Annotated in this window: 16 protein-coding genes; 7 read left to right on the top strand and 9 right to left on the bottom strand. The window is 69.5% G+C overall.

Going from position 1 to position 20,604, the window contains the following annotated elements; translation table 11 throughout:
- Positions 1 to 49 precede the first annotated feature (49 nt).
- Positions 50 to 1,222 (bottom strand): CaiB/BaiF CoA transferase family protein, encoded by a 1,173-nt coding sequence (locus tag EOV43_RS00840; RefSeq protein WP_128219260.1) that lies wholly within the window; start codon positions 1,220 to 1,222, stop codon positions 50 to 52.
- A gap of 173 nt (positions 1,223 to 1,395) precedes the next feature.
- Here EOV43_RS00840 and EOV43_RS00835 point away from each other — a divergent pair, with 173 nt between their 5' ends.
- The 3 genes from EOV43_RS00835 (at position 1,396) to EOV43_RS00825 (ending at position 5,394) form a co-directional block, all read left to right on the top strand.
- Entirely contained in the window at positions 1,396 to 1,941 is a 546-nt protein-coding gene (locus EOV43_RS00835) for a PadR family transcriptional regulator (protein ID WP_128219259.1), read from the top strand.
- 53 nt (positions 1,942 to 1,994) lie between these two features.
- Entirely contained in the window at positions 1,995 to 4,076 is a 2,082-nt protein-coding gene (locus EOV43_RS00830; RefSeq protein ID WP_128219258.1) for an NADPH-dependent 2,4-dienoyl-CoA reductase, read from the top strand.
- A gap of 94 nt (positions 4,077 to 4,170) precedes the next feature.
- On the top strand, positions 4,171 to 5,394 hold the full coding sequence (locus EOV43_RS00825; RefSeq protein ID WP_128219257.1) for a nucleotide sugar dehydrogenase: 1,224 nt from the start codon (positions 4,171 to 4,173) through the stop codon (positions 5,392 to 5,394).
- A 58-nt stretch (positions 5,395 to 5,452) separates the two neighbouring features.
- On the opposite strand, the gene EOV43_RS00820 is transcribed toward EOV43_RS00825, so the two are convergent.
- From EOV43_RS00820 to EOV43_RS00810, 3 genes are all read right to left on the bottom strand, one after another.
- On the bottom strand, positions 5,453 to 7,093 hold the full coding sequence (locus EOV43_RS00820; RefSeq protein WP_128219256.1) for a glycosyltransferase family 2 protein: 1,641 nt from the start codon (positions 7,091 to 7,093) through the stop codon (positions 5,453 to 5,455).
- Complete coding sequence (locus EOV43_RS00815; protein ID WP_128219255.1) at positions 7,090 to 9,015, bottom strand: glycosyltransferase family 2 protein; 1,926 nt, start codon at positions 9,013 to 9,015, stop codon at positions 7,090 to 7,092. Before EOV43_RS00815 ends, EOV43_RS00820 begins: the two co-directional genes overlap by 4 nt.
- Positions 9,016 to 9,097: 82 nt before the next feature.
- A complete protein-coding gene (locus EOV43_RS00810; RefSeq protein ID WP_128219254.1) occupies positions 9,098 to 10,495 on the bottom strand; it encodes a GH1 family beta-glucosidase in 1,398 nt (465 codons plus the stop codon).
- Between the two features lie 17 nt (positions 10,496 to 10,512).
- On the opposite strand from EOV43_RS00810, the gene EOV43_RS00805 reads away from it, so the two are divergent.
- Together EOV43_RS00805 and EOV43_RS00800 are read left to right on the top strand one after the other, a co-directional pair.
- The gene (locus tag EOV43_RS00805) at positions 10,513 to 11,220 is read left to right on the top strand and encodes a pirin family protein (protein ID WP_128219253.1); all 708 of its coding nucleotides are present in this window, start codon (positions 10,513 to 10,515) and stop codon (positions 11,218 to 11,220) included.
- Positions 11,221 to 11,501: 281 nt separating this feature from the next.
- A complete protein-coding gene (locus EOV43_RS00800) occupies positions 11,502 to 12,095 on the top strand; it encodes a YceI family protein (RefSeq protein WP_128219252.1) in 594 nt (197 codons plus the stop codon).
- A gap of 184 nt (positions 12,096 to 12,279) precedes the next feature.
- Here the strand turns inward: EOV43_RS00800 and EOV43_RS00795 are convergent, their stop codons facing one another.
- A complete protein-coding gene (locus tag EOV43_RS00795) occupies positions 12,280 to 14,145 on the bottom strand; it encodes a DEAD/DEAH box helicase (protein ID WP_128219251.1) in 1,866 nt (621 codons plus the stop codon).
- 148 nt (positions 14,146 to 14,293) lie between these two features.
- Here EOV43_RS00795 and EOV43_RS00790 point away from each other — a divergent pair, with 148 nt between their 5' ends.
- Both EOV43_RS00790 and EOV43_RS00785 read left to right on the top strand, forming a co-directional pair.
- Complete coding sequence (locus EOV43_RS00790) at positions 14,294 to 15,826, top strand: MFS transporter (protein WP_128219250.1); 1,533 nt, start codon at positions 14,294 to 14,296, stop codon at positions 15,824 to 15,826.
- The gene (locus EOV43_RS00785; RefSeq protein WP_239022161.1) at positions 15,823 to 17,400 is read left to right on the top strand and encodes an SDR family NAD(P)-dependent oxidoreductase; all 1,578 of its coding nucleotides are present in this window, start codon (positions 15,823 to 15,825) and stop codon (positions 17,398 to 17,400) included. The genes EOV43_RS00790 and EOV43_RS00785 overlap by 4 nt, the downstream gene beginning before the upstream one ends.
- Positions 17,401 to 17,504: 104 nt before the next feature.
- On the opposite strand, the gene EOV43_RS00780 is transcribed toward EOV43_RS00785, so the two are convergent.
- From EOV43_RS00780 to EOV43_RS00765, 4 genes are all read right to left on the bottom strand, one after another.
- The gene (locus EOV43_RS00780) at positions 17,505 to 17,957 is read right to left on the bottom strand and encodes a VOC family protein (protein WP_128219249.1); all 453 of its coding nucleotides are present in this window, start codon (positions 17,955 to 17,957) and stop codon (positions 17,505 to 17,507) included.
- Between the two features lie 68 nt (positions 17,958 to 18,025).
- Positions 18,026 to 18,364, bottom strand: coding sequence for an Rv0909 family putative TA system antitoxin (locus tag EOV43_RS00775; protein ID WP_164878810.1), 339 nt, complete (start codon positions 18,362 to 18,364; stop codon positions 18,026 to 18,028).
- Positions 18,365 to 18,517: 153 nt separating this feature from the next.
- Positions 18,518 to 19,000: a WapI family immunity protein gene (locus tag EOV43_RS15260; protein WP_164878809.1), complete on the bottom strand. Its 483-nt coding sequence runs from the start codon at positions 18,998 to 19,000 to the stop codon at positions 18,518 to 18,520.
- A gap of 128 nt (positions 19,001 to 19,128) precedes the next feature.
- Positions 19,129 to 20,514 (bottom strand): methyl-accepting chemotaxis protein, encoded by a 1,386-nt coding sequence (locus tag EOV43_RS00765; protein WP_128219247.1) that lies wholly within the window; start codon positions 20,512 to 20,514, stop codon positions 19,129 to 19,131.
- Positions 20,515 to 20,604: the final 90 nt, after the last annotated feature.

Below are 20,604 nucleotides of genomic sequence, written 5' to 3'. Positions count from 1 at the left end.
GAGGTCGGGCGTCGCCCAGAAGAGCGGTACGGACCGGGCCCCGTCCCGCTCAGGTCTGCACGGCGACGCCGGACGCGATCAGCGCGTCGACGTCGTCGATCCCCCAGGCCAGCAGCGCGGCTCGGGTGTCTGCACCGGGGTCACGCGGGGAGGAGTCGATCGCGGCCGGTGTGCGCGAGAACCTCGGTGCGGGCGCCGGTTGCAGCACCCCGTCGCGTTCGACGTAGGTGCCACGGGCGGCGAGGTGCGGGTGCTCGGCGGCGCGCTTGACCGGAAGGACCGGCGCGACGCAGGCGTCGGTGCCGTCGAAGATCGCGGCCCACTCGTCGAGCGTCTTCGTCGCGAACGTGGCCGTCAGCGTCTCCCGGAGTTGGGCGAAGTTGCGGGGGTCGTTGCGGTCGGGGAGTTCACCGACCAGGTGCGGCGTGAGCAGCTCGACGGCGACGTCGTAGAACTGCGGCTCGAGCGGCCCGACCGAGACGTGCTCACCGTCGGCGGTGGCGTAGAGGTCGTAGTACGGGGTGCCGCCGTCGAGCAGGCCGGCCGCACGTCGTTCGGACTGCAGGCCGAGCTGGCTGAGGGTGGCGCCCATGGCGTTGAGGTGCGCGGCACCGTCGACGATCGCGGCGTCGACCACCTGCCCCCGGCCCGACGTCTTCGCCTCGATCAGCGCCGCGAGCACCCCGATGACGAGGTACGTCGACCCGCCGCCGTAGTCGCCGAGCAGATTGGAGGGGAAGTGCGGGCGCTCGGGCTCCTGGCCCAGTCCGTGCAGGACGCCGGACAGCGCGAGGTAGTTCATGTCGTGCCCGGCCGCCTCGGCGAGCGGACCGTCCTGACCCCAGCCCGTCATGCGTCCGTAGACGAGGGCGGGGTTGACGGCGAAGCAGTCCTCGGGGCCGAGGCCGAGGCGTTCGGTGACACCCGGGCGCATGCCTTCGATCAGGACGTCGGCCTCCGCCACGAGCGCGAGGACGGTCTCGACGGCGGCGGGCTGCTTGAGGTCGAGGGCGACGCTGGGCCTGCCGCGCAGGACGACGTCGGCGGAGCCGAAGACGAAGCCTCCCTTGCTGGAGCGTTCGATCCGGATGACGTCGGCGCCGAGGTCGGCGAGCGTCATGCAGGCGTGCGGCCCGGGACCGATCCCGGCGATCTCGACCACCTTGACCCCGCACAGCGGCCCGGTTCCCTGTCCCAACTGGATGCCCTCTTCGTTGCCCATGACCGGAATCGTGACAGAAGAACTGTCACGGTGGAAGGGGCTCGCGATTCTCTGCGGGACGTCATAGGAATCGAGGGCTGGAAGCCTCGATTCCTATGACGTCCCGCGGCCGGAGGCGAACACCCGCCCCGGAACCCTTGCAACTCGTTGCATAGCCGTGTCATCGTCGTGCCGTGGCACTTGAACACGCACTCCTGGTGGCCCTGGTGGAGAAACCCGGCTCCGGACTCGAACTCACCCGACGCTTCGAGAAGTCGTTCGGGTACTTCTGGGCCGCCACCCACCAGCAGATCTACCGCGTCCTGGGCCGGATGGTCGCCGACGGCCTGCTCGACGTCGAGGTGGTCGCCCAGGACGGGCGTCCCGACAAGAAGGTCTACGCCGTCACCGACGCCGGGCGCGCCTGGATCGCCGACTGGATCGGCACCCCCACCCCGATGGAGACGCTGCGCTCCGACATCGCGGTCAAGATGCGCGCCGCCTCCCTCGGCGACCGCGAGGCGGTGCTCCGCAACGTCGCCGCCGCCCGCGACGACCACCGCGTCCGGCTCGCCCACTACCGCCAACTCGAAGCGGCCTACGGCGACCTCTCCGACCTGTCCCGGCTCGACGACGTCACACGCGACCAGTACCTGGTGCTGTCGGGCGGGATCCGGATGGAGGAGTACCTGATCGCCTGGCTCACCGACTACCTGCGCGCCTACGGCGCCGACACCTGAGCTCCCACCACTCACCGATCACACCGCACCGGCCACACGTCCAGGGGGACGACATGACCAGCCAGCCCAGCACCGCACCCGACGGCCAGCCCGAGGCCGGCCCGTTCCCGCACCTGCTCGCCCCCGTGACGCTCGGTCCGCTGACCCTGCGCAACCGCCTCGTCATGGGGTCAATGCACACCGGTCTCGAGGACCGCGCCAAGGACGTCGACAAGCTCGCTGCCTACTTCGCGGCCCGCGCCGCCGGCGGCACCGGACTCCTGGTGACCGGCGGTTTCTCGGTCAACAAGCGCGGTTGGCTGCTGCCGTTCGGCTCCGAGATGAGTTCCCCGAAGCACGCCCGGCGCGCACTCACCGTCACCGACGCGGTGCACGCCGAGGGTGGCGCGATCGCTCTGCAGGTGATCCACGCCGGACGGTACGGCTACACCCCGATCAACGCGGGGGCGTCGTCGAAGAAGTCCCCGATCACCCCGTTCAAGCCCAAGGCTTTGAGCGCGAAGGAGATCGACCGGACCATCACCGACTTCGCCCGGTCGGTGTCGCTGGCCAAGGCCGCCGGGTACGACGCAGTGGAGATCATGGGTTCGGAGGGCTACCTGATCAACCAGTTCCTCGCGCCCCGCACCAACGACCGCACCGACGCCTGGGGCGGCAGCGCCGACAAGCGGATGCGGTTCCCCGTCGAGATCGTGCGCCGTGCCCGCGAGATGGTCGGCGACTTCCCGATCATGTACCGGATCTCGCTGCTCGACCTCGTGGAGGACGGCCAGACGTTCGACGAGGTGGTCGAACTGGGCCAGCGCCTCACCACGGCCGGGGTGACGCTCTTCAACACCGGAATCGGGTGGCACGAGGCGCGGATCCCGACGATCATCACGCAGGTTCCGCGCGGGGCGTGGCGGCAGTGGACCGCCCACTTCAAGGCCAACGTCGAGGTGCCGGTGGTGGCGTCGAACCGGATCAACACCCCTGAACTGGCCGAGGAGATCATCGCCTCCGGGGACGCCGACCTGGTCTCGATGGCGCGACCGCTGCTGGCCGATCCCGACTTCGCGAACAAGGCCGCCGCCGGTCGTGCGGACGAGATCAACACCTGCATCGCCTGCAACCAGGCGTGCCTGGACCACACCTTCAAGGCCAAGCGGGCCTCCTGTCTGGTCAACCCGCGCGCCTGCCACGAGACCGAACTGGTGCTCGCGCCCACCCGCAAGCGACTGCGGGTCGCCGTCGTCGGGGCCGGTCCGGCAGGGCTCGCCGCCGCGACCAGCGCCGCCGAACGCGGACTCGACGTCACCCTCTTCGAGGCTGGCGACGAGATCGGTGGGCAGTTCCGCCTCGCGATGCAGGTCCCGGGCAAGGAGGACTTCCGCGACACGATCCGCTACTTCACCCGACGCCTCGAGGTGCTCGGCGTCGACGTCCGACTCGGCACCTCCGCCGACGTCGCGAGCCTGACCGAGTTCGACCGGGTGGCGATCGCGACCGGCGTCCGCCCGCGGGTCCCCGCGATCGTCGGGATCGACCATCCCAGCGTGGTGCGCTACGACGACGTCCTCGACGGGACCGTGCAGGTGGGCGGCCGGGTCGCGGTGCTCGGCGCGGGCGGCATCGGCGTCGACGTCTCGCACTTCCTGACCCACTCCCCCGACGCACCCGAGAACGACCTGCCCGGCTGGCTCGACGTGTGGGGTGTCGGCGACGTCGACGACCCGACCGCGCAGCGCGGCGGACTCATCACCGCGGCACCGCGTCAGGTCGCCCGCGAGGTGACTCTGCTGCAGCGCAAGGAGACCCAGATCGGCAAGGGCCTGGGCAAGACCTCGGGTTGGGCGCACCGCGCGGTGCTCAAGCAGTCGCAGGTGACGCAGGTCAGCGGCGCCTCCTACGACCGGATCGACGACGACGGTCTGCACGTCACCGTCGGCGAGGAACAGCGGGTGATCGCGGTCGACCACGTCGTGATCTGTGCCGGCCAGGAGTCGGTGACCGACCTGGTGCAACCGCTGCTGGACGCGTTCGCCGGCACCGGGAAGGCCGAGTCAGTGGCCGTGATCGGTGGCGCCGAGCACGCGGGCGAGCTCGACGCGAAGCGCGCGATCAGGCAGGGGACGCTGTGGGCCGCCGAACTCTGAGCCGCCGGGATCGATGTGACCGGGCTGACTGGACCGACCGGGGCAGCCTCCGGACATCAGCGGCGCCGGGCGGTGTCTCACCTACACTCGCCGAGTGACGAAGACCCGCATCACCGTCGTCGGCCTCGGATACGTGGGCCTCTCCGTGGCCGTCCTGCTCGCGCAGCACCACCGCGTCGTCGGGCTCGAGCTCGACGCCCGCAAGGTCGAGCTGCTCCGCGCCGGGACCTCACCGATCCACGACGACGAGATCAGCGAGTACCTCACCCACCGCGACCTCGACCTGACGTTCACCACCTCGGCCGACGACGCGTACGCCGACGCCGAGTACGTCGTGATCGCGACCCCCACCAACTACGACCCCGACACCAACTCGTTCGACACCACCTCGGTCGAGTCCGTGATCCGCGCCGTCACCGACGCCAACCCCGACGCCGTCATGGTCATCAAGTCGACCATCCCCGTCGGCTACGTCACCGACGTCCGTGCCCGTCTGGGCACCGAGAACGTCATCTTCTCCCCCGAATTCCTCCGCGAAGGCAAGGCACTCGCCGACAACCTCCGCCCCTCACGCATCGTCGTCGGAGAAACCTCAGAACGCGCCCGACGCTTCGCCGACCTCCTCCTCGAAGGCGCCGAACCCCGCACCGACGGCACCGAGATCCCCGTCCTGCTCACCGGCCCCACCGAAGCCGAAGCGATCAAACTGTTCGCCAACACCTACCTCGCGATGCGCGTGGCCTACTTCAACGAACTCGACTCGTTCGCCCTGGCCCGCGGCCTCGACACCCGCCAGATCATCGACGGCGTCGGACTCGACCCCCGCATCGGCGAGCACTACAACAACCCCTCCTTCGGCTACGGCGGCTACTGCCTGCCCAAGGACTCCAAGCAGCTCCTGGCCAACTACGCCGACGTGCCGCAGACGCTGATCCGGGCCGTCGTGGACGCCAACGACACCCGCAAGACGTTCATCGCCGACGACATCTGCCGGCGTCTGGGGATCTCGACGTCCCCGACCCCGACGGGCGGCACCAGCGCCACTGTCGGCATCCACCGCCTGATCATGAAGGCGGGCAGCGACAACTTCCGCGAGTCCTCGGTGCAGGGAATCATGAAGCGGCTCAAGGCCCGCGGCATCGAGGTGATCGTCTACGAGCCGGAGTTCACCGAGAGCCACTTCTTCAACTCCGAAGTGGTCACCGACCTGAAGGAGTTCACGCGTCGTTCCGACCTCGTGGTCACCAACCGACGCAGCCCCGACCTCGCTGACGTCGAGCACAAGGTCTACACGCGGGACCTGTTCGGAAACGACTGAGCGGGAATGACTGAGCGGGAATGACTGAGCGGGAATGACTGAGCGGAACGACTGACGCTCAGCGTCGGCGCAGGCGACGCAGCGCCTTCTGACCGCGCTCCTTCACCGCACCGGCCAACGAGTCGGCCACCGCGACCGGCACCGGACGACCAGGCGTCTCCAGCGCAGGACGCTCAGCGAGACCCAGCGACTCCAGGGCGAGCCGCCACGACTCCGCGGCGTCCATCTGGACGATGTCGTGGCGACGCTCGCGCGGCACCACACGGCGACGCCAGTGCACCCAGCCGGTGTTCTTGACCGGGACGGTCGCGGCGCCGAACGCCTCGGCCACCGCGACGTCGAGCGGGGAGGGCTGCACCGAAGCAGGCCGGGAGAAGAAGTCGCCGTCGGTCCACTCGACCCGGGCGAACGCGGAGATCCGCTCCAACCGGGCGTACGGGACGGCGCCGTCGTCGAGGTCGCCGTCGACGAAGATCCGCAGGCCGTTGCGGCTGCGGTCGGCGTCCTCGGTCCAGGCGCGCAGTGCACCCGCCACGGGGACGCGGTCGTTGCCGGCCACCACGAGTCGGTGGACGGCCTCGGGACGCGAGGAGAGCGCGGCGTCGTCGGGAGTGACCAGACGCACCCGCGGGTCGTTGACGTAGCGGCGGTACAGGACGCCGAGGTCGCGCAGCGGGTCCTTGAGCGGCGAGACCCGGCCGTCGTGGATCTGGTCCCACGCACCGACCAGCAGCACCTGCACGTCGGTGAGGTCGGAGTCGAGGACGGCGTCAGCGCTGCGCATCACCTCACGCAGTGAACCCGTGGTGGGCAGCACGACCTGCAGGTAGGGGACGGCGTACACACGGCCGCGCTTGGCGCGGCGGCTGCGCAGCGTCGGGACGTGGTCGGCGAACGCGGGCTGGTTGTAGCGGATGACGTTCTCGGCGTGTTCCATCGCGTGGCTGTTGCCCAGGTGCCACGCCTTCGCGGCGTACTCGGGCACCAGCAGGCCACCGGCCTGGGCCAGCTTGTGGCCGTACTCGGTGTCCTCGCCCAGACGCATCGAGGTGCGCATCCCGCCAGCAGCATCGACCATCGCGCGACTCATCGACGCGGTCGCGGAGACGAAACAGCGGAACCCGGCGGTGCCCGCGGTGACGAGGTCGTCGGTGGACTCCCAGATCTCGTCGATCCAGGTGTGCGGGGTCGCGGTGTCCCAGTCGTGCAGGGACGCGATCGACCCGTCGGCGACGGCGTCGTGGACCTGCTGCGGCGTCATCGTGATCTCGGGGTCGACGAATCGCTTCACCCCCATGACGACGGTGAAGTCGTTGAGGTGGTGCCAGCGGGCGTGGGCCTCGACGTGCTCGGCGAACGGGAGCATGTCGTCGTCGAGCCAGACCATGATCTCGCCGTCGGTGGCGTCCATCCCGAGCTGGGTGGCGCCAGCACGTCCCCATCCTTCGGTCACGCGGATGACACGGGAGTTCTCCGGGCGCAGCTCGGGCAGCACCACCGGGACCGGGTTGCCGTCGTCGACGACGACGACCTCCATCAGGTGCGCCGGGTAGGTCTGTGCGGCCAGCGCGGCCATCACCGGGGACAGGTCGCGGCCACCCCAGGCGGGGAGCACGACGCTGACGGTCTTGGTGGGGGTCCACTCGCCGAGGGCCGGCGGGGTCAGAGGACGCCAGTCGTTGTGGCGCACGCGGGTCATGCCGAGGCACCGGGAACGACGGGGCGTCCCGAACCGGGCGGCCGGAAGCCGTCGAAGAGTCTCTCGACCTGGTCGTGACGACGGAACTCCTCGGGATCGAGGGTCCAGGTGTGGCCCTCCTCGTGGCGCACCAGGACGTAGCCCAGGCCGTGGGTGCGGTACGCGGAACCACCGAGCGCGGCCACCGCGGCCAGCAGCTGGGCGTCGACCCAGCGACGCACGGGACGGAACCAGCCGACCTCACGCAGCAGGTCCTTCGACAGCGTCATCGTGCCACCGGCGACGTGGACCGCGAAGGTCTCCGACGGTTCGCGGCGCCACACCGTCTGGTCGAAACCGACGAGGTGGACGAACTCCGTGGGCATGCCGACGAGGTCGGCGCCGGAGTAGTGGCGTGCCATCAGCAGGTCGTGGACCGCGTGCGGGGAGTACCAGTCGTCGTCGTCCATCTTCATCAGGACGTCGTGGGCCGCGGCCTGCGCAGCAGCGGTGAGGACGTCGCCGAAACGGGCGTCGGCGTCGAAGCCGAGGACGGTCAGGCCGTGCTCGTCGCCGAGCATGTCGCGCAGCTTGGTCTCGTCGGCGGAGAACCCGTGGGTGGCGACGACGAGCTCGATCTCGACGCCGATCTGCTTGCGGACGTTGGCGATCGCGTTGGGCAGCTCGTGCTCACGGCGGGTGGCCAGGAGCAGCGAGATCGCCGGGAGGCCGGCGGTGGCGGCGCGCTGACGCTCCACGCCGGCCACGGCCGAACGGGCGGCGCGGTGCGCGAGCGTGGAGTGAGCGTCGAAGGTGGCGCGGCGCAGGCGCAGCGAGTACTCCTCGCGCTCCAGCGCGTCGGAGAGGTCCACCCACCCGGTCGACGAGGCTTCGGCAAGGGTGTCCAGGACGGTGTCGGCGACACCGGCGAGACGGCCGGCAGCGCGGGCCTCCTCGAGGCCGCGGGCCTGCACCGGGACGCCGCCCATCGCCAGACGCAGCACGTCCTGGACGTCGGCGGTGGCCAGGTCGGCGTCGACGTGGTGGTGGTAGCGGGCGTGGTACAGGTCGGACTCGGTGACCCGGCGTCCGGGCACCACGAGGTCGGCAAGATCGACGGCCGGGCGGTCGGGGCGCTTGACCCAGCGGACCGGGTTGAAGACGCCTTCGTCGACGGGCTGGACCTGCGCCTCGGCCACCACCACGGGGGCACGCCCCAGGACGTGGTGCTCACCTTCGATCCGCAGAGTCGCCGCAGGGGCATCTGTCGCAGCGACCAGGACGTCGACGGGGACGACGAGTTCGTGCTCGACGGTGTCCTGTGCGGAGGCGAAGATCCGGGCGCCCGCGTCAAGGCCCTGTTCGGGCATCTGGTGCAGGTAGCCGGTGAAGAGGCCGGGGTGCGAAGGACGAGTGGTGCCGTTCTGGACGGCGATCTCGACCAGCACGGCGCGCGCGGTGGCGCGGTGGTGGAACTTGACCCGCAGCAGCACGCCCGGTCCGTCGGGACGGAAGCGACGCGACTCCAGTTCGGCCATCCGCGGCCATTCACCGCGCGGGTGGATGCCCAGGGGGCGTTCGGCGGAGGTGAGCAGGACCGCGATCTGACGCATCAGTCCGAAGCGCGGGATCGCTCCGACCACCCGACGCAGGCCGGCGCGGTCGGCGGCGACCAGGACCACCGACTCCCAGGCACGGTCGATGTGGACCGGGTGCGTGGCCTGATCATCGACCTCGACCAGGGTGACCAGGCCGCGGGTCTCGCCCGAGGGGATCTGCTGGACGTCGATCGGCAGCTCGGAGCGCGAACCGGCGTCGGCCACGATCACCAGAGTGGGCCCGACCGGCACCTCGAAACCGAAGGTGCTGAGGACGGCTTCGTCCGCGAGTCGGTGCGCGTGGGCGCGCAGTCGACGGGGAAGCTCACGGAGGGCCTGACGCATGGGTTCGATGCTACCTGCGTGCTCCGTCGGACACTTCAGACGACGCCTTCATGATCGCCTGGAATCGCGCGTGAGGGTGCGCTCAGTCGGTGGCTGCGCCGTCGGGGGACTCGTTCATCGCGTCCGGCTGGGCCTGCAGGACCCGCTTCAACCAGTCGAAGGACTGTTTGGGGGTGCGGTCGTTGGTGGTGCGGTCGACGTGGACGAGACCCTGTCCGGGCTCGTAGCCGTCCTGCCAGTGGAAGTTGTCGAGCAGGGACGCGACGTGGAAACCGCGCACGTCGACTCCCCGGTCGACAGCCTGGGAGACGGCCGCGAGGTGGGCGTCGAGGTAGGCGATCCGCTGCGGGTCGGCGACCGTGCCGTCGGGCGCGACGGGAGAGTCGTAGGCGCACCCGGACTCAGTCACCATCAGTGGCGGCAGGGCGGCGCGGTAGCGGGCCCGGAACATGACGAGCCACTCGCACAACGCCTCGGGAACGATCGGCCAGCCCAGGTCGGTGACCTCGTGCCCGAGGACCTCGCGGAACTCGAACGGGACCTCGTTCCCCTCCGGGGACGCGCCGACCCGGACGGGTCCGTAGAAGTTGACGCCGTAGAAGTCGAGGGGCTGTCGGATGGTGGCGAGGTCGCCGGGACGCAGGACGTCGTCGAGCAACGGGAGGAGCGGGAACGGGTAGCGGCCCAGCAGGATCGGCTCGGCGAAGGCCCCGTTCCAGAGCATGTCGAACAGCTTCGAGGCACCGGTGTCCTCCGGTTCGTCGCTGCGCGGCCAGACCGGGGCGTGGTTGGTCGCAGACCCGACGCTCGTGGCTCCGGCAGCACGCAGCACCTGGGTGGCCAGGCCGTGGCCGAGCAGCATGTGGTGGGCAGCCGGGAGACAGTCGAAGACGAGTCGTTTGCCGGGGGCGTGCGAGCCCATGCCGTAGCCCAGGATGCTGGCGACGTTGGGGTCGTTGACCGGGATCCAGTGCGCTACCCGGTCGACGAGGCGCTCGGCCACCACCCCGGCGTACTCGGCGAACGCCTCGGCGGTGGCGCGGTTGAGCCAGCCGCCGTCGTCCTCCAACGCTTGGGGCAGGTCCCAGTGGTAGAGCGTCAGCATGGGTTCGACGCCTGCCTCGAGGAGCGCGTCGACGTAGCGGTCGTAGTGGTCGAGTCCGCGCGTGTTGACCGCTCCACGGCCTTCGGGCACGACTCGCGACCACGCGACGGAGAAGCGGTGCGAGGTGACACCGAGGTCGCGCAGGAGCGCGACGTCCTCGGGCCAACGCCGGTAGGAGTCGGCGCCACGGGCACCGGTCTCGCCCCGGTCGATGCGTCCGGGGGTCTCGGCGAACGTGTCCCAGATCGTGCGTCCGCGTCCGTCCACGTCGACGGCCCCCTCCGTCTGGTGGGCTGAATCGCTGGTTCCGAACCGGAAGCCTGCCGGGAGCAGAGGCAAGCCTGCGGCGTCCCGGTTTGTTCGTGGGCTCGTCACCCCGCGACCATAGCCGGATGCTGCTGCGCGTGTGTCCCGCTTCCCAGAGGTATATCGAGCCGCAACCTGACCGGGTCACGGCGCACTCGTTCTCGTTCGGCCACCACTACGATCCCGAGAATCTGGCCTTCGGCCCGATGCGTGCCTTCGACGACCACCGACTGGCCTGGGGCGCGGGGTTCGACGAGCACAAGCATTCCGCGGTCGAGCTGGTGACCTGGGTGGCCCACGGGACGCTCGTGCACGCCGACGACGCGGGCCGCACCGAACGTCTGCCGGCCGGAACGGTGGCAGTGCAGTCCACGGGTCCGGGCATCCGGCACGCGGAGCACGCCGACACCGGCGCGGAACCGACACGATTCCTGCAGACCTGGTTGGTCTCCGACGACGTCGACGCTCCCCCGGCGCGGTACGTCGCCGAGGCGATGGACGCCGAGGCCCTGCACCCGGTGGCCGGCGAGGGCGCCCAGGTGCCGGTGGGAACACAGGGGGCAACGTTGTGGTTCGGCCGTCCCGCGCCCGAGTCGCCGACCGCACTGCCGGTCTGTGCGGCGCACCACCTCTTCGTGGTCGCCGGAGCGGTGCTGCTCACGACGCCGGACGAGGTGGTCGAGCTCGCCGACGGGGACGCCGCCCGGATCCTGGAGGCCGACGACGTGGAGATGACGGTGACTGCGGTGGGCTCCTCCGCCGAGATCCTGCTCTGGACGTTCCGCTCGGCCTGAGAGGCACTGGTCCGCACCGGAGGCACAAGATTCCGAGAGCGGCTGCCGAGGTCCCTCACTCCTCGTACTATCTCTGGGACGAGAGCTCCTTGCTGACCCCATGCAGCAGGGGGCTCTCGGCTTTGCGGGGCGTGTCGAAGAGTTCAGTTCGGACGGGCCACCCCCTGTTGCAAACCGCTTCCGAATGGCAGTGTGTGGAGCGAGGCGCGCCGGAGGGAATGAATCGCGCACGCCCGTCGTTACCTAGTTGAACCTTGAACTACTTCTGAGTGGAGCGCACCATGGGAATCTTCAACCGCAACAAGAACGCCGACTCCTTCGACGCGCCCACCCAGGCCGTCACCGACATCTCCGGCTCCTACGCACTGGACGCGAGCCACACCCGCCTGGGCTTCTCGGCCCGCCACGCGATGGTGACCACTGTCCGCGGCCAGTTCGGCGACTTCGAGGGAACCGCCGAGGTCAACACCGCCTCCCCGGCCAACTCGCGCGTCAACCTCACGATCCAGACCGCCAGCGTCGACACCGGCTCCGCCGACCGCGACGCGCACCTGGTCTCGGCCGACTTCTTCGACGCCGCCGCGTTCCCGACGATCACGTTCGCCTCCACCCAGGTCGAGGCCGACGGCGACGAGTGGACGATCACGGGCGACCTCACGATCAAGGGCATCACCCAGCAGGTGTCGATCCCGTTCGAGCTCACCGGCTCCGCCCAGGACCCGTTCGGCAACACGCGCATCGGCTTCGAGGGCCAGACCTCGATCAACCGCAAGGACTTCGGCCTCACCTGGAACGCCGCACTCGAGACCGGCGGCGTCCTCGTCTCGGAGAAGATCAAGCTCGACTTCGACATCTCGGCGATCAAGACCGCCTGACGCCTGCCCGTTTCACCTCGCGGACGTCGCTCCGCTCTCGGACGTCATAGGAATCGGGGCCCCTGGCCCGCGATTCCTATGACGTCCCGGCGTTTGAGGGGGGCCCGAAATACGACGAGACCCCGCCGACCATCAGGATCGGCGGGGTCTCGTGCGTGGATCAGATGCTGATCAGATCAGCAGATCAGTCCTTGTGACGCGGCTTGCGGTCGAAGTCGCGACGGGGACGGTCCTCGCGGTCGCCACCCTTGTAGCCACCACGGTCACCACCCTTGTAACCGCCACGGTCGCCACCGGACGCACGGCGCGGGCCGTTGTCCTTGGTGAGCTCGATGAGCTGACCCGAGATGCGGGTGGCCGCGAGGGCCTCCACGGCACCGGCCGGCAGGTTCGCCGGGAGGTCGACCAGCGAGTGGTCCATGCGGATGTCGATCTTGCCGAAGTCGTTGCGGCCCAGGCCACCCTCGTTGGCGAGAGCGCCGACGATCTGGCGGGGCTCCACCTTGTGACGGCGACCCACCGAGATGCGGTAGGTGGCAAGGTCGGCGTCAGCACCGGCACGACGCGGGGCACGACGGTCACCACGGTCGCCGCGGTCGCCGCGGTCGTTGCGTCCACGGCCGCGGTCGTCACGACCACCACGGTCGTCGTTGCGCGGGGTGTGCAGGACTTCCTGCTCCGGGGTGAGGGTCAGCGGGTTGTCACCGTGCATGACAGCAGCGATGGCAGCAGCCACGTCGACCTCGGGGACGTTGTACTCGTCCACGTAGTGCTTGACGACGTCGCGGAAGAAGTCGATCTTCTCGTTGTCGGAGAGAGCGGCGGTGATGCCCTCGTCGAACGCGGAGAGGCGCTTCTTGTTGACGTCGTCGACCGACGGCAGCTGCATCTGGGTCAGCGGCTGACGGGTCGCCTTCTCGATCGCGCGGAGCAGGTGGCGCTCACGCGGGGTCACGAAGGCGATCGAGTCACCGTGGCGACCGGCGCGGCCGGTACGACCGATGCGGTGGACGTAGGACTCGGTGTCGGTCGGGATGTCGAAGTTGACGACGTGGGAGATGCGCTCCACGTCGAGACCACGAGCAGCGACGTCGGTGGCGACGAGGATGTCGAGCTTGCCGTCACGCAGCTGGTTGATCGTGCGCTCACGCTGGTTCTGGGCGACGTCACCGTTGATCGCGGCGGCGGAGAAGCCACGGGCGCGCAACTTCTCGGCGAGCGCCTCGGTCACCTGCTTGGTGCGGACGAAGATGATCATGCCCTCGAAGTTCTCGACCTCGAGGATGCGGGTGAGGGCGTCGACCTTCTGCGGGTACGACACCATCAGGTAGCGCTGGGTGATGTTGGCCGAGGTGGTGGTCTTGTTCTTGACCGTCACCTCGATCGGGTTGTTGAGGTGCTTCTTGGAGATGCGGCGGATCTGGGCCGGCATGGTGGCCGAGAACAGCGCGACCTGCTTGGTCGCGGGGGTGTCGGCGAGGATCGTCTCGACGTCCTCAGCGAAGCCCATCTTGAGCATCTCGTCGGCCTCGTCGAGGACCAGGAAGCGGAGCTCGCTCAGGTCGAGCGTGCCCTTCTCCAGGTGGTCCATGATGCGGCCGGGGGTACCGACGACGACCTGGACGCCGCGACGGAGCGCGGACAGCTGGACGCCGTAGCCCTGGCCGCCGTAGACGGGCAGGACGCGGACCTTGGGCATGTGGGAGGCGTACTTCTCGAACGCCTCGGAGACCTGGAGCGCGAGCTCGCGGGTCGGGGCGAGGACCAGAGCCTGGGGGGTCTTCTGGTCAGGGTCGATGTTGCTGAGCACCGGCAGCGCGAATGCAGCGGTCTTGCCCGTTCCGGTCTGTGCCAGTCCAACGACGTCGCGGCCTTCGAGCAGCGAGGGGATGGTGGCGGCCTGGATCGGGGAGGGGGTCTCATAACCCACCTCGGTGATCGCCTTCAGGACACGGGGGTCGAGGTCGAGGTCGGAGAACTTGATGGTCTCCGGCTCGGACGCGGGGGCTGCCTCGTGCGCGAGGGCGGATTCCGGGGCAGGGTCACTCATGCCTCCACGGTAGTCCTTTTCATGAGTGTGACGAGATTCGCGGACAGCGCGACCTCGATCACCACCTCACGAGCAGGAGCCTGATCGCCACTTCGGTGTCACACGGACGCAAAGTTAATTAACCCAGTCGAAATGATAGACATTGAAGGTGACGCCGCCTTCTACCTCGCCCACCTCACTGCTTCCGAACAACGCCGTCGACACCCCCGGCAACAGCCCCCGACGTCGTCCGGCGTGGCTCGTCACCGGTGTGCTCGCCGCCGCTGGCATGGCCGTCTCCTTGCAACAGACGCTCGTCATCCCGCTCGTTCCGGTGCTGCCCGAAGCCTTCGACACCAGCCCCGACACGGCGTCGTGGCTGCTCACCGTCACGCTGCTCTCCGGCGCCGTCGCCACACCGGTCCTCACCCGCCTGGCCGACCTGTACGGCAAACGCCGGATGGCGCTGGTCGCGATGAGCGTCATGACGCTCGGTTCGCTGGTGCTGGCCGTCACCACGTCACTGGTGGCCGCGATGGTCGGACGCGGGCTGCAGGGGCTCGCCGCCGCGATCATCCCGATCGGCATCTCGATCCTGCGCGACGAACTCCCGCCGCACCGGGTGGGGTTCGGGATCGCCCTGATGTCGACGACGCTCGGGATCGGCGGCGCACTCGGGCTGCCGCTGTCAGGAATCCTCTACGAGACGTCGGGGTGGTCGTCGCTGTTCTGGGTGACGGGCTCGTTCACCGCACTGATCCTCGTCGCGGTCGCGATCGGGGTGCCGGAGTCCCGGACCAGGGCCCGCGGCAGCTTCGACCTGGTCGGTGCCCTGGTGCTCTCGTTCGCGTTGGTGACGCTGATGCTCTTCGTCTCCAAGGGCGGCAGCTGGGGATGGGCGTCCCCGGTGACGCTCGGTCTGCTCGTGGCCAGCGTCGTCACGTTCGCGGCGTGGGTGCCGTCGCAGTTGCGGCGCGAGACCCCGATGGTCGACCTGCGCACCTTCTCCCGACGTCCGATGCTGCTCACCAACGTCGCCTCGGTGCTGCTGACAGTGGGGATGATGGCCAACAACCTGCTCACGATCCCGTTCGTCGAGGCGCCCGAGGCCACCGGTCACGGGTTCGGCATCTCGGTGATGGGCGCCGGGCTCGTGATGATCCCGTCGGGCCTGGCGATGGTGGTCTTCGCGCCGGTCTCGGGACGGATGCTGAACCGGGTCGGCGGACGCGGGACGCTCCTGGTCGGCGCCCTCGTCATGGCCGTCTCCTACCTGACGCGGCCGCTCCTGGCCGCGGACGTCACCCAGGTCGTCGTCGCCACGACGCTCTGCGGGATCGGCGCGGCGATGTCGTTCGCCGCGATGCCGGTGCTCGTGATGGCCTCCGCGCGTCCCGACGAGACCGCCAGCGCCAACGGGATCAACTCGCTGATGCGCTCGATCGGCATGGCCGGGGCCAGCGCCGGAATCGCCGCCCTCCTCGCCGGACTCACCACCACCCACGTCGTTGACGGCGTTGCCACCACCCACGCCTCGACGTCGGCGTTCACCGTCGGCTTCCTGACGTGCGGCGTCCTCAGTCTCGTGGCGGCCGTCACGGCTGCGTTCATCCCGCCCGCGGCAGCCTCCCGCAGGGGCACCACGACGCTGGGACGAGGAATCGGAGAGCGGCAACGGGTGGTGGGAGACTCTGCCGCGTGAGTGACGAGCAGGACAAGAGGCCCACCCCCGAGGAAGCCATCGCCGAGGCGAAGGCGATCACGATCGATGCCGACGGCAACGAGTTCGGTCCGGGCATCGACCCCGACGAGTTCGCCATCGCGATCAAGGTCCTGCGGTCCCTGCCGCCCCTGGGTCCTGACCACCCCGACGTCCGCCTCATGAAGCGCGAGGCGTCGTACATGTACAAGCTGGTCAAGAAGTCGCGTCGCGCGGAGATCCGTCAGGAGAAGATCCGCCACGACCAGAAGATCATCGAGTCCACCGCCACCGGTTCGCCGATGCGGATCGACGACGAGACCGCCGGCATCCCGCTGGTCTCGAACACCAAGGGTGCCTTCGCAGGCGAGCTGATCACCGCGCGTGGTTGCTACATCTGCAAGGAGGACTTCACCCTGGTCGACGCCTTCTACCACTGGCTCTGCCCCAAGTGCGCGGCGATGAGCCACGCCAAGCGCGACCAGTCCACCGACCTGACGGGCAAGCGCGCCCTGCTCACCGGTGGCCGCGCCAAGATCGGCATGTACATCGCGCTGCGCCTGCTCCGCGACGGTGCGCACACCACGATCACGACGCGTTTCCCCAAGGACGCCGTGCGTCGGTTCTCCGCGATGGAGGACTCCGCCGACTGGATCCACCGCCTCAAGATCGTCGGCATCGACCTGCGTGACCCGACGCAGGTGATCTCGCTGGCCGACGACGTCGCCGCCGCGGGTCCGCTCGACATCATCATCAACAACGCCTGCCAGACCGTGCGTCGTTCGCCGGGCTCCTACACCCCGCTGACCGACGGCGAGCTCGCGCCGCTGCCCGACAACATCGCGCTGCCCGAGATGGTCTCCTTCGAGCGCATCTCCGAGGCGCACCCGGCCGCGATCGCGGGTGCCCTGGCCGGCACCGCCGTGGCTGCGCACGACGGCGAGTCCGGCGAGTCCGCGCTGGCTGCCCACAACGCCGCGTCCCTGACCGCCCTGGCACTCCAGGCCGGAAGCGCGTCGTTGGAGGCCCACCTGGCCGGCACCGCCGTCGACGCCGGTGGCCTGCTGCCCGACCTGCAGTCCACCAACTCGTGGACCCAGCTGATGGGCGAGGTCGACCCGCTCGAGCTCCTCGAGGTGCAGCTGTGCAACTCGATCGCGCCGTTCCTGCTGGTCTCGCGCCTGCGTCCGGCCCTCGCCGCTGCGGCGAAGGCTGCGAAGTCGGGGCGTGCCTACGTCGTCAACGTCTCGGCGATGGAGGGCCAGTTCTCGCGTCGCTACAAGGGCCCCGGCCACCCCCACACCAACATGGCGAAGGCCGCGCTCAACATGATGACGCGCACCTCGTCGGGCGAGATGTTCGAGACCGACAAGATCCTGATGACGGCCGTCGACACCGGCTGGATCACCGACGAGCGTCCCCACCAGGAGAAGCTCCGCATCGCCGCCGAGGGCTGGCACGCCCCGCTCGACCTGGTCGACGGTGCTGCGCGCGTCTACGACCCGATCGTCCTGGGCGAGGCCGGCGAGGACCTCTACGGCTGCTTCGTGAAGGACTACAAGCCCAGCCCCTGGTGATCTGCTGACGCTGACGCCTGAACCCGCGGGACGTCATCACATCTGGTCGCCATGGCAACCGATCGTGATGACGTCCCGCGGGTGCGTTCAGGAGGTCTCCGGGGTCAGTCCTCGACGGCCGGGAACGGCTCCTCGGGCTCGGTGCCGGCGATGTTGAGCATCCAGTGGATCTCGTAGCGGTCCACCACGGAACCGAACTCGTCTCCCCATGGCGCGATCAGCAGCGGATTCTCGATCCGGCCGCCGTCGGAGGCGAGGGCGGCGAAGATGCCGCGCAGACGTTCGGCGTCCTCGGCCTCACCGTCGATCGCGATCGAGACGTTGTCACCCACGGTGATCTGGACGATCTCCTCAGGGGCGTCCGCGACCATGAGCTTGCGCCCGGTCTCGGTGATGAGTTGACCGTGCATCACGAGGTCGGCGATCCGGCCCTCTCCCCCGAACTCGCCGAAGGTCATGACCATCACCTCCCCGCCGAACACGGAACGGTAGAACTCGAGCGCTTCGCGCGCGAGACCTCCGCGGATGTTGACGTAGGGATTGAGCTTCGTGGCCATGCGACGACGCTAGACCCGTAGCCAGACGCTGTGAAGGGCTCTTTCCCGACCCGGCATCGGCCCGTGACCTACTCGACGGGCGGGAGTTCTCCGCGCGGCTCGCGGTCGACGTCGTCGTCAGAGGTGGAGCCGGCGCGCTTGTCGGCCACCTTGTCGAGACCGGCGAGCAGGACGTCGCGCAGCTTCGAGACCCGGTCGGCGTACTTTCCGTCGGTCTTGGAGTTCACCGTCTCCGAGGCCTTGTCGAGCCAGCCGACGACGTCGTCGCGCCGGTCGTGGGCCAGGGTTCCGGCCTTCGTGACGGCTTCGTTGACCAGCTTCTCGCCGTCGTCGACGAGGTCACCGAGCTTGCCCTCGACGTCGGACTCCTTGATCTTCGCCTTGATCTTGTCGCTGTAGGACGTCATGACTGCCTCCGAGGTGGATGGACGCCGCGGCACGGCGTCCATCCACAGTAACCAGCAGGCGGTGAGACGTCAGCCGACGTCAGTCGTCATCGGTCGCAGCCAGCAGACGACGCAGGCGACGCTCGGCGCGCCACGAACGCAGGCCTCGCCAGCTCAGGCGCGGAGGCGCGGACGACGCAGGCTCCCCGAACGCTGTCGCGCGGGGAACTCCGCCGCCTCCGCCGCGAGGGCGTCGGCTGCAACCGTCAGGACGTCCTGACTGATCCGGAACTGCAGCACGTGGACGCCGCCGAGCCAGTCACGCGGCTCGCCGACCTGCAGCGACGGCGGCAGCGCCTCGTGCGAGAACGCGACCTCGACGACGCCGTCGGCGTCCGGGGCCCGACGCAGCGCGACGAGCGGCTCGACGAACTCCACCGACCGGGTGTGCGGGCTCCGCAACCAGTGCGTCAGCGCGATGAGCTCGGAGACCGTGAGGCAGGGGTGCGTCACCGTCCAGAACTCCCCCGCGACCTGCTCGACGCCGATCCGGACCCGCAACCACTCGTCGTCGTCATGGCGGTCCGGGACGGCGAGCTCGTACCCGACCGGGGTGATCTCGACGGTGGTGGTGCCGTCGTCAGAGCGCAGCTTCATGGGTTCTCCTCTTCTGGAGGTCTCCGGGGCGCGCCACAGCGCGCTGGGGGCCGGAGCCTCAAACGTCCCGAGGAGTCAGGGACCTGAGCAGATCTCATCACACCGTCCGGACCCGCCCCACACGCGGGTCAGCGCCCCAGCATCGCGACCTCGGCGACCTCCGCGGTGAGTTCCTCCATGCCGTGCGCGACGGCCTCCATCGCTTGCTCGGCCCGACCGGTGGAGGCACGCTGTTCGGCCACGGCGTCGCCCATCTCCTGCTGCCGCACCTCGGCGGCGCCGAGGGCACGGGTGAGTTCGGCAGCGTTGGCGACCACCGAACCCGCACCCGCCTGGACGCTCGCGATGGTGGTCCCGATTCCGACGGTGACGGCAGCGGTCTCCGTCGCGAGGGCCTGCACCTCTCCGGCGACGACGGCGAACCCCCGTCCGGCGTCCCCGGCCCGCGCCGCCTCGATCGTGGCGTTGAGGGCGAGCAGGTTGGTCTGGGCAGCGATCGCGTTGATCTTCTTCACCATCGCCGAGACCTCCGCGACCGAGACGTCGAGCTCGGCGAGGACCTCGTCGGTGGCGTGGGTGAGGACGACGGCCTGCCGCAGCGATCCCTGCGCGTCGCGCGCGGAGTCACCGATGCGGTGAGCCGCGGAGGCGAGCTCGGCGATCTCGCGGCGCGAGTCGAGGACCTGGTCCTGGAGCCCGCGGGCGAGGGCGGTGAGCTCGTCGAGACGTCGTTCGGCGTCCACCCGGGCACGGCGAGCACTCTCGGCGCGAGCAGTCTCCTCGACGCGCGCTGCTTCGAGAGCAGCGAGGGTCTCGGTGGCGCGTCGGGCCTCCTCACGCGCCTCGTCGGCGGCGGCGCGGCTGCGTGCGTCGGCGGCGGAACGCAGGGCGTCAGCGGCCTCGGTGAACTTCCACGACCACGCCAGAGCGGCACACTCGGCGAGGAAGAACCCGGCGTGCAGGATCGCGAAGACCAGTGGATGGTCCTGGGCGAGCTGCACCGAGAAGACCATCGAGGGCATCCACAGCCCCATGACGACGTGGTGCGCGGCGACCAGTGCGACACCGACGAGGAACGGCGCCCATGCCTGGTAGAGCGAGACCAGGGCGGCCACCACGAAGAAGTGCAGGTGCATGTCGGTCATGCCGCCGAAGACGTGCACGAGGGTGGTCGAGCCGATCACGAGACCGGCCGCGACCGACGTCGACCGCGCCGTCGCCGAACGGGCGATCCCTGCGACGACGGCCGCGAGGACCATCAGCGCGATGCCGCCCCAGACGAAGATCCCGAGGTGGGAGTCGTGCTGGTGCGCGCCGTACTGGTGTGCACCGTGCGTGGCCTGCTCACTCCAGGTGGTGGTGGGCCACCACCACGCCAGCAGCGCCAGGACCGGCACGTGGATCACGAGGACGGTGAGGAGCATGCGGTGGCGGGCCGCGAACTGGGTCCCTGCGAGTGGTCGTCCTCGGGGGATCCAGGACGTGGCGCGGGCGGCGGGGGCGGCGTGAGGCATCGGGGGCTTCCTGCAAGGGGACGTGCGTCACGGCTGCACGTCATCTGCACCGAAAATACCCTTGATGCGCCTGTCGCTCCCAAGCCCGCG

Origin of the sequence: Nocardioides yefusunii, assembly GCF_004014875.1 — a bacterium.
GTDB lineage: Bacteria > Actinomycetota > Actinomycetes > Propionibacteriales > Nocardioidaceae > Nocardioides > Nocardioides yefusunii.
This window is presented reverse-complemented; position numbering and strand designations above follow the sequence as displayed.

Excerpts from the sequence above, each read along its gene's own strand:
- EOV43_RS00840 (WP_128219260.1), bottom strand. The coding sequence starts at position 1,222 with ATGGGCAACGAAGAGGGCATCCAGTTGGGACAGGGAACCGGGCCGCTG.
- EOV43_RS00830 (WP_128219258.1), top strand. The coding sequence starts at position 1,995 with ATGACCAGCCAGCCCAGCACCGCACCCGACGGCCAGCCCGAGGCCGGC.
- EOV43_RS00820 (WP_128219256.1), bottom strand. The coding sequence starts at position 7,093 with ATGACCCGCGTGCGCCACAACGACTGGCGTCCTCTGACCCCGCCGGCC.
- EOV43_RS00815 (WP_128219255.1), bottom strand. The coding sequence starts at position 9,015 with ATGCGTCAGGCCCTCCGTGAGCTTCCCCGTCGACTGCGCGCCCACGCG.
- EOV43_RS00805 (WP_128219253.1), top strand. The coding sequence starts at position 10,513 with ATGCTGCTGCGCGTGTGTCCCGCTTCCCAGAGGTATATCGAGCCGCAA.
- EOV43_RS00800 (WP_128219252.1), top strand. The coding sequence starts at position 11,502 with ATGGGAATCTTCAACCGCAACAAGAACGCCGACTCCTTCGACGCGCCC.
- EOV43_RS00795 (WP_128219251.1), bottom strand. The coding sequence starts at position 14,145 with ATGAGTGACCCTGCCCCGGAATCCGCCCTCGCGCACGAGGCAGCCCCC.
- EOV43_RS00780 (WP_128219249.1), bottom strand. The coding sequence starts at position 17,957 with ATGGCCACGAAGCTCAATCCCTACGTCAACATCCGCGGAGGTCTCGCG.
- EOV43_RS00775 (WP_164878810.1), bottom strand. The coding sequence starts at position 18,364 with ATGACGTCCTACAGCGACAAGATCAAGGCGAAGATCAAGGAGTCCGAC.
- EOV43_RS15260 (WP_164878809.1), bottom strand. The coding sequence starts at position 19,000 with ATGAAGCTGCGCTCTGACGACGGCACCACCACCGTCGAGATCACCCCG.
- EOV43_RS00765 (WP_128219247.1), bottom strand. The coding sequence starts at position 20,514 with ATGCCTCACGCCGCCCCCGCCGCCCGCGCCACGTCCTGGATCCCCCGA.